1 pseudogene is annotated in these 1,265 nt (G+C 39.3%); it reads left to right on the top strand.

The window, feature by feature from the left end:
• Nucleotides 1–1,265: pseudogene (locus tag AC3LHT_RS05120) on the top strand (O-antigen ligase family protein); the annotation flags it as partial.

The raw sequence follows: 1,265 nt of genomic DNA, 5'->3' as shown, positions 1-1,265 counted from the left end.
AGCGTAACGAAAAGGCTGGAGTACGCGCTGACTTCTTCAAGCTCATGGAAAGAGAGATTTTCCGCCTGGTTGAATTCCGTATATCAATGGATAGAACCAAAAAATAAATTGAGACTACTCGTTGGTAGTGGTATAGGCACCTTTCAGCTTTACCATTTACTGTACACCCCAAACGTAATTGCAGATCATCCAGAGTATTCCGCAGTGTGGAATAATTTCAAAAGAACGCACAACGATTATCTTCAATCCCTCAGTGAAACGGGACTGTTGGGCTTTGCAATGATACTGCTGTTTATGATCTTTTTGGTTTGGACGTATTTTAGAAGGCTATTCCGTATAAAGGATAGAACCAATCTGTTATTATATGGAGCCATAGGAGCCGGGATATTTTCCCTATCGCTTCACAGCATGTTCGAATTCCCGCTTCACATGCAACCTAATCTAATGGGTGGAGTTTTTCTGCTTTCACTTGCTGTTGGAGTCTATTTCAACGATCAACAGAAGGAAATGAAAATAGGGAAATCCTTCTCTGCGGCTATTATAATTGTTTTTTTTGCTGTAATCACTTTTTTGAAAACAACTGCTTATGCCGGAGAAGGTTATTTTAGAATGGGTCAGAGGGATCAGCAATATTATTATGCTTATTTGAAAGAATATTCGAAAGCTGATATCAACACTGTAAACAAGTATCTATATGACCTTGAGCACTTCAGCGGCAACTACGCCTATTTGAAAAATCTTGCCGAGTATTTCAGCGTACGCGGAAGCGAGCTGAGAAAAAAATACCCAAATCTCTCATCGCTACAGTTGAGCATTAAAGCGGAAGAAGAGCGAAAAAACGAAATCGAAAATATAAGAAAACAGCTTCTGGATTATCTAGACCGGGCAAAACTTCTTAAAAACAAGGCCCAGGAGTATTATAACAGTGCCGTAATCCATTTTAGAAAGTCTTTTAGCATTTATCCGGTTTTTGGAAAGCCACTATGGTATCTGGGGGGATTTGGCGTAAAACCCGAAAGGCTTTCGCTTGAAGGCTATTCTTTAAAAGATAAAATAAAGGTTTTGGTGGGTGAAGACCCTTATGCAGATTTGATAGTGAAAGAATTTAAAGGAACAGATATTATACCTCTGCCAGAAAAAGAAATAAGGACAGTTCCATTCAAGGCTTTTTTTGCTAAGATCAGGTATTGGGAAACCATCGGGATACCCATTTATAACTGTTTGCAGATCCTTCGGATTTCGCCCATACAAAACGTGATGAGTAC

It is taken from the genome of Kosmotoga sp. (genome assembly GCF_982836095.1).
The sequence above is the reverse complement of the archived record's forward strand: the minus strand, read 5'-3'. Positions and strand labels throughout refer to the sequence as shown.